We start from the raw sequence: 6,832 nt of genomic DNA, 5'->3' as shown, positions 1-6,832 counted from the left end.
AATTTTGTTTCAAAAATGGCTTAAAAAGATTTGTTTTTTAGCTCAGTTCTTTGTTACCTACAGTTTTTTTTTATTTATTTTTGAAATCAGTTGTGATTCCGTTTAATATATTTGGTTTGGATTTTAATAATTCAGAACATTTTTCTACGTACATTTTAATATAATTTCGTCCTTTTTCCGCAATGTTTTTCAGTTCGTTGCTTTCGTCCAATCTGTCAATCCGATAATAATTCGTAGGAGTAATATCAGCAGTAAATTCAATCGGTTCAGAGTGATTAGTTATTGCAATAAAAGGAGAGTTGAATGAATATTGAAAAATCAGACAATTAAATTCAATGTCGTTTTTTCTAGTCATGATATAATATTCGTCTTTAATCAATTTTTCCTCAAACTTTGGAAAGTCAAATTCAGATTGAAGAAATGCAAAATTTTCTAAAATCAGTTTTTTTGATAATTTCCAAGTTGGCTCAAGATTGTTCATTTTTTAAATTGTAGGTAACGTTTATGTATATGGAAAGTTGCGTGTTTGTGTGCGAGGATTTTCCGAAGGAAAATCAGACGTACCAAACGTGCAACGACCTTTTGATTTAGCTAAAAATAGCAATTTTTTATATACGGTGTTACCTACAGTATTTTTAATTCAGATTCGTGTATATTAAATCCAAGAATATTTTCCGATACATTATCAATTCAAATTTATCTTCTGGAATTTTATTCAGCGCGTCAATTAAATATTCACTTTCAGTTTCTAAACTTCCGTAAGCCTCAAATTTGTTGTATGCTAATCCAAATTCAAATTGCCAGCTTGATTTATCTAAAATTTTTAATTGTTCAAATAAATAACCATAACAGGATAAATGAGAATTAATCGGAAATAACAAATAAGGGTCAAACCCTAAATCCGATTTAAATTTCTCAAAAAATTCAGGTTTTATTTCTTTCCGATTTGCTTTTTTTAATAATTCCGAATATCCGCTTTTGCTTATTTCATTCAGATATTTTTCTTGAAGTAGTGAATTTTCTAATAAACTATGAATATTCTGTTTGTAAATCAGTTTTCCCTCAATCGGTCCAACTTCCGTTACGAGTCGATTATATATGATTTCAGAGCATAATTCAAACTTTTCGTCCGCAATTAGGTCAGTCGTATTTTTAGTAGTACCACAGGCTGTGATTAAAGTCAGAATTAATATTTGAAGTAGTTTTTTCAATATTGTAGGTAACTTATTTATATACCCATATTTGTTCTGCATTTTGTTCTATTTTAGATGGCTATGCGGAAGTTTCATTCGTTTTAATTCAGTTTATTTGCTTGGTAAATGTGGATATTTTCATACACCATTGAAATGTAGTATTTATTTATAAATTATCAAAAGGATTTTTTATATTTCTAATGCTAGTTTCGCTTACATGCGTGTAAATCATTGTGGTTTTAGGGCTACTGTGCCCTAATAAGGTTTGTATGTATCTAATATCTGTGCCGTTTTCAAGCAAATGCGTAGCAAAACTATGGCGTAAAGTATGTAAGGTAATTGGTTTGTTTATGTTCGCCTTTTTTGCAGCTTTTTTTAATATAATCTGTGCGCTCGATGTGCTGTATAAAGCGCCATCTTGCCCCTCAAATAAATAATCTTTTGGCTTATAGGTTTTGTAATATGCACGCAATAATTCTAGAAAATTTACCGATAGTAGCGTGTATCTGTCTTTTTTGCCTTTTGCAGCTTTTATATGTATTACCATACGCTTACTGTCAATGTCTGCTATACGTATTTGTAATGCTTCACCAATACGTAAACCTGCCGAGTAAATAAGCGAAAGCAGTGTTTTGTGCTTTAAATTTATAATGTTTTCTAAAATATTTTTTACATCGTCACTGCTTAAAACTTCGGGTAGTTTTTTTGGCTTTTTTGGGCGTTCAATGTTAAAATTTGAAAGCGGGGTGTTTATGTAGTCCAGATATTTTTTAATGCCGTTAATGCATTGGTTTTGGTAAGAAATAGATTTATTGGGTTTTACTATAAAATCATAATTAAACTGTTCAACCAATCTTGCGGTTATAGGCTGTTGTTTAAGTTGTGCGTACCTCAAAAAAAATGACGTTACTTCAAAATAGGTGTTTACCGTATTGCTGCTTAATCGCTTTTGCTGCATCCATTTTTTAAACTTTTCTAAATTGTTCTGTTCCAATTCTTGTAACGAAGGAAGTTTAATGGCTGGAAATTTTGCTTCAACTTTTGGTGTTTTTGCTTTTACAGATGATAGCGCACTATAATCTATATACCAATTTTTAAGCCTTAATGCTTGGAAAAGTTTATGCTTGCTTATAGCACTGTTCTCTATATAAAATGTTTTATGTGTTTTGCTCCACTTTACACCTTCAATAGTCTTGATGTAGTCTTTAATGGCTAGATCAAATTTAAAATATATGGCTATGAATTGGTTGTTTTTATGAAACAACGGGGTAAGAGTTATGGTAACCATAAATAGAATATTTAATTGCTAATCTAATAAAAAAATTATTGGCTTTGTAAAAAAAGTATTAATTATAATATATGAAAAAAGCCTGTTTCTAATTTTGAAACAGGCTTTAATAAAATTATGGACTCTTAAAAAAATTAATTTTCTTTTCTGTCTTCTCTTGGTTTTCTGTCGTCACGACGATTATCACGTCCACGATTATCCCTACCTCTGTTGTCACGTCCACCACGATCGTTATTGTCTCTTGGTGGTCTAGCAACATAACCTTCTGGTTTATCTAATAACGCTTTACGAGATACTTTTTCTTTACGTGTTTTTGGGTCTAAGCCAAAATACTTCACGTTAAAAACATCGCCCATATTAACCACATCGGTTACGTTTTCAGTACGTTCCCAAGCCAGTTCGCTTACATGTAATAAAACTTCGTTTCCAGGAGCTTCAGTATATTCTACAACCGCACCAAAATCTAACATTTTAATTACTTTCACTTCGTAGGTACCGCCAACTTCTGGCTTAAACATTAACGAGTCAATTTTAGCCAATACAGCATCAATACCGTCTTGGTTTGTTCCTAAAATTTCAACAATACCTTCTTCGGTAATTGGGTCTTCGTTAATAACAATAGTTGTTTTAGTCGCTTTTTGTAATTCTTGAATCACTTTACCGCCAGGACCAATCAACGCACCAATGAAAGCATTAGGAATGACTCTTGTTATCATTTTAGGTGCATGTGCTTTCACATCAGCATTTGGTTGCGCAATAGTTTCAGTTAGTTTGCCTAAAATATGTAAACGTCCAGCTTGTGCTTGTTTTAATGCATTTACTAAAATTTCATAAGAAAGCCCTTTTACTTTTATGTCCATTTGGCAAGCGGTAATACCATCGGCAGTACCGGTTACTTTAAAGTCCATATCACCTAAGTGGTCTTCATCACCTAAAATATCAGATAACACAGCGTATTTTCCTGTTTCAGCATCCGATATTAATCCCATGGCAATACCGGAAACTGGTTTTTTAATTTGAACACCAGCATCCATCAATGCCATAGTGCCAGCACAAACCGTTGCCATAGAAGATGAACCGTTTGATTCTAATACTTCCGACACGACTCTTACCGTATACGGGCAATCTGCAGGTACCATACCTTTTAATGCACGTTGTGCTAAATTTCCGTGTCCTACCTCACGACGCGACGTGCCTCTTAATGGGCGCGCTTCACCAGTTGAAAAAGGAGGGAAGTTATAATGTAAATAGAAACGCTCTTCACCTTCAAAAGATGGCATGTCTATTTGGTTTGCTTCTCTAGAAGTTCCTAAAGTAACGGTAGCTAATGCTTGAGTTTCCCCACGCGTAAAGATGGAAGAACCGTGTGTAGATGGTAAATAATCTACCTCACACCAAATAGGTCTAATCTCATCGGTTTTACGTCCATCTAAACGCAAACCTTCATTTAAGGTTAAATCTCTAACCGCTTTTTTCTCAGCTTTATAGAAATATTTAGAAACTAAGTCTCCAAAATCTTCTAACTCTTCTTCAGAAAATGTTGCTTTTACTTCTTCTTTAATCGCATCAAAAGCAGCACTGCGTTCGTGTTTTGCCGATGCAGCTCTTGCTACGGCATACACTTTATCGTAAACTAAATCACTAACTTTTTTAGCTAATGCTTCGTCTTCACGTTCTGCTTCATACTCACGAGTTTCTTTTTTGCCAAAAGCCTCCGCTAATTTAATTTGAGCAGCACACTGTACTTTAATAGCATCGTGCGCAAACTTAATAGCTTCTACCATTTCCTCTTCAGAAATCTCATTCATTTCACCTTCCACCATCATCACAGAATCGGCAGAAGCTCCAATCATCATGTCGATGTCAGATTCTAATAGTTGTGCTCTTGTAGGATTGATGATGAATTCACCATTAATACGGCCTACTCTAGCTTCAGAAATAGGCGTTTCAAAAGGAACATCACTTAATTGAATCGCTGCCGAAGCTGCTAATCCAGCCATAGCTTCTGGCATCACATCTTCATCATGAGACATTAACTGAATCATTACTTGTGTTTCAGCGTGGTAATCTTTTGGGAATAACGGACGTAACACGCGGTCTACCAAACGCATGGTTAATACTTCGCCGTCACTTGGTCTTGCTTCTCTTTTAAAGAAACCGCCTGGGTAACGTCCAGACGCTGCAAATTTTTCGCGGTAATCTACCGTTAACGGTAAAAAGTCTACATCACTTTGTTTGTAGTTGGAAACAATAGTACACAAAAGCATACATTTTCCAGATTGCACAACAACAGAACCGTGTGCCTGTTTTGCTAATTTTCCGGTTTCAATGGAGATTTCTCTACCATCACCAAGGTCTATGACCTCTCTAAAAACTTTTGGAATCATAAATTTTTTTTAATTCTAATTAAACAATGGTCGTTGTGTTGTTGTGTGTAGTTGTTGTGTGACCAATGAAAAACTATAATAAGCTTCTTCTATTTTACGTCATTGCGAAGCAAATTTTTTAATTTGCTGTGGCAATCTGTTTCTTTTGGAAAGATTACCACGTTGTTACTTTCCTCGTAATGACACTGTAACATTTATTTGGGCGTTACTTTTTGCTCATACCTACAAGGTTTTAAAACCTTGTAGGTATGAGCAAAAAGTCGGGCTTTGCGCTATATCTTTTTAAAACGTCATTGCCACGTCCTCTGTCCTCGCAATGGCGTTTTAAAAAGGATGCCGCTTCAATCCCTAACGCAAAAACAAAAAAGAGGCTAAAAAGCCTCTTTTTTTTTATTTTCTTAATCCTAATTCTTTTACTATAGCACGATATCTTAAGATATCTTTCTTAGTTAAGTAATCTAGCAAAGCACGACGCTTTCCTACTAATTTTACTAACGAACGCTCTGTGTTATAATCTTTACGATTATTTTTTAAGTGTTCAGTTAAATGGTTAATTCTGTAAGTGAATAAAGCAATTTGCCCTTCAGCAGAACCTGTGTCTTTCGCATCTTTACCATGTTTTGTAAAGATGGTTTCTTTTTCTTTTTGATCTAAATACATGCTAATATTGTTGTAAATAATTTTTATGTACACGAAAGCCTTTCTTTCGAGCGGCAAATATAGTGAATAAATTAATTTCAATAACAACAAGTGGTAATTCTTTTTTAAGGTAATATTTATCTTATAAATAAAGTGGTTTTTTGAAAAATAAATACTACATTTAAAACGAGAACATAGAATACTTTTAATATATGCCAGAAAATCTAAACTTACATAAAGACAAACTGTTTGAAAATATTTTTAATTATACTTGTGGAGGTATTGCCATTGTAGGAATTAAAGGAGAATGGATAAAAGTTAATGATAGTGTTGTTAAGCATTTAGGCTATTCCGAAGAGGAACTTTATAAAATTTCATTTCAAGATATTACACATAAAGATGACTTGGATATTGATTTGGATAATATGAGGTTGCTAATTTTAGGTAAAATAGACAATTATCAGATTGAAAAGCGGTATTTTCATAAAAATGGCAGTATTGTTTGGGCATTATTATCTGTATCATTGGTAAGAGACTCGCAAGGTGGTCCTCTTTATTTTATATCACAAATTCTTGATATTTCAAAACAAAAGGGCGATAGGGTACAATTGGAAATTTTGCTTAATGTTACTAAAGAACAAAATAATAGGCTGTCAAGTTTTGCCGATATAATAACCCATAATTTACGAACCCACGCTTCAAATTTATTGACATTGTTTGAGTTCTTGGAAGAGGAGTCCCATTCCTTGGTGAAAGATGAAAATTTTGAGCTTTTAAAAGAATCAATAACTAATTTAAATGAAACCGTTTCTCATCTTACAGAAGTAGCTAAGATAAAATCGGTTGAAGAGGGCAAAGTTGTGTCTCTTAATTTGTGTGAGTATGTTACCAGTGCTATTTACAATGTAAGTGCTTTAGCGAAAAACACAAATTGTACAATAGAAAATCAGGTGGATGTTTTCCATCAAGTTAGTGCAATTCCGGCTTTTTTAGATAGTATTATTTTAAATTTTTTAACCAATGCCATGAAATACAGATCTAATGACAGAGATGCCGTTATTAAGCTAAGCAGTGAAATTAAAAACGATTATGTTGTATTCCATATAGAAGATAATGGGTTGGGAATTGATTTGGAGAAATATGGCGATAGACTTTTTCAAATGTATAAGACATTTCACAGAAATAAAGATGCTATAGGTATAGGTCTTTTTTTAACAAAAAACCATATTGAATCTTTAGGAGGTCGTGTAGAGGTTAAAAGCAAAGTTAATGAGGGAACAATATTCTCAGTTTATTTAAAATCGGCTTAAAACAGATTTTTTTGC

Annotated in this window: 6 protein-coding genes; 1 reads left to right on the top strand and 5 read right to left on the bottom strand. The window is 33.3% G+C overall.

The window, feature by feature from the left end; translation table 11 throughout:
- Positions 1 to 70: 70 nt before the first annotated feature.
- The 5 genes from VP395_RS04005 to rpsO form a co-directional block, all read right to left on the bottom strand.
- Complete coding sequence (locus VP395_RS04005) at positions 71 to 481, bottom strand: hypothetical protein (protein ID WP_346240418.1); 411 nt, start codon at positions 479 to 481, stop codon at positions 71 to 73.
- Positions 482 to 635: 154 nt separating this feature from the next.
- Entirely contained in the window at positions 636 to 1,253 is a 618-nt protein-coding gene (locus VP395_RS04000; protein WP_346240417.1) for a hypothetical protein, read from the bottom strand.
- Positions 1,254 to 1,359: 106 nt separating this feature from the next.
- Positions 1,360 to 2,481 (bottom strand): tyrosine-type recombinase/integrase, encoded by a 1,122-nt coding sequence (locus VP395_RS03995; RefSeq protein WP_346240415.1) that lies wholly within the window; start codon positions 2,479 to 2,481, stop codon positions 1,360 to 1,362.
- Positions 2,482 to 2,615: 134 nt separating this feature from the next.
- Positions 2,616 to 4,868, bottom strand: a complete 2,253-nt coding sequence (locus VP395_RS03990) for a polyribonucleotide nucleotidyltransferase (protein ID WP_346240414.1) — start codon at positions 4,866 to 4,868, stop codon at positions 2,616 to 2,618.
- A 390-nt stretch (positions 4,869 to 5,258) separates the two neighbouring features.
- Positions 5,259 to 5,528, bottom strand: coding sequence for a 30S ribosomal protein S15 (gene rpsO, locus VP395_RS03985; protein WP_346240433.1), 270 nt, complete (start codon positions 5,526 to 5,528; stop codon positions 5,259 to 5,261).
- Between the two features lie 191 nt (positions 5,529 to 5,719).
- Between rpsO and VP395_RS03980 the strand changes: the two genes are divergently transcribed.
- Positions 5,720 to 6,817 (top strand): sensor histidine kinase, encoded by a 1,098-nt coding sequence (locus tag VP395_RS03980; protein WP_346240413.1) that lies wholly within the window; start codon positions 5,720 to 5,722, stop codon positions 6,815 to 6,817.
- The last annotated feature ends 15 nt before the right edge of the window (positions 6,818 to 6,832 follow it).

This window comes from Mariniflexile soesokkakense (genome assembly GCF_039650365.1).
GTDB classification, from domain to species: domain Bacteria; phylum Bacteroidota; class Bacteroidia; order Flavobacteriales; family Flavobacteriaceae; genus Mariniflexile; species Mariniflexile soesokkakense.
Note: the sequence above shows the minus strand (reverse complement) of the source record. Positions and strands in the feature narration are given on the sequence as shown.

Bases quoted from the DNA above. Each gene is read 5' to 3' on its own strand.
- VP395_RS04005 (WP_346240418.1), bottom strand. From the start codon at position 481: ATGAACAATCTTGAGCCAACTTGGAAATTATCAAAAAAACTGATTTTA.
- VP395_RS04000 (WP_346240417.1), bottom strand. From the start codon at position 1,253: ATGCAGAACAAATATGGGTATATAAATAAGTTACCTACAATATTGAAA.
- VP395_RS03995 (WP_346240415.1), bottom strand. From the start codon at position 2,481: ATGGTTACCATAACTCTTACCCCGTTGTTTCATAAAAACAACCAATTC.
- VP395_RS03990 (WP_346240414.1), bottom strand. From the start codon at position 4,868: ATGATTCCAAAAGTTTTTAGAGAGGTCATAGACCTTGGTGATGGTAGA.
- rpsO (WP_346240433.1), bottom strand. From the start codon at position 5,528: ATGTATTTAGATCAAAAAGAAAAAGAAACCATCTTTACAAAACATGGT.
- VP395_RS03980 (WP_346240413.1), top strand. From the start codon at position 5,720: ATGCCAGAAAATCTAAACTTACATAAAGACAAACTGTTTGAAAATATT.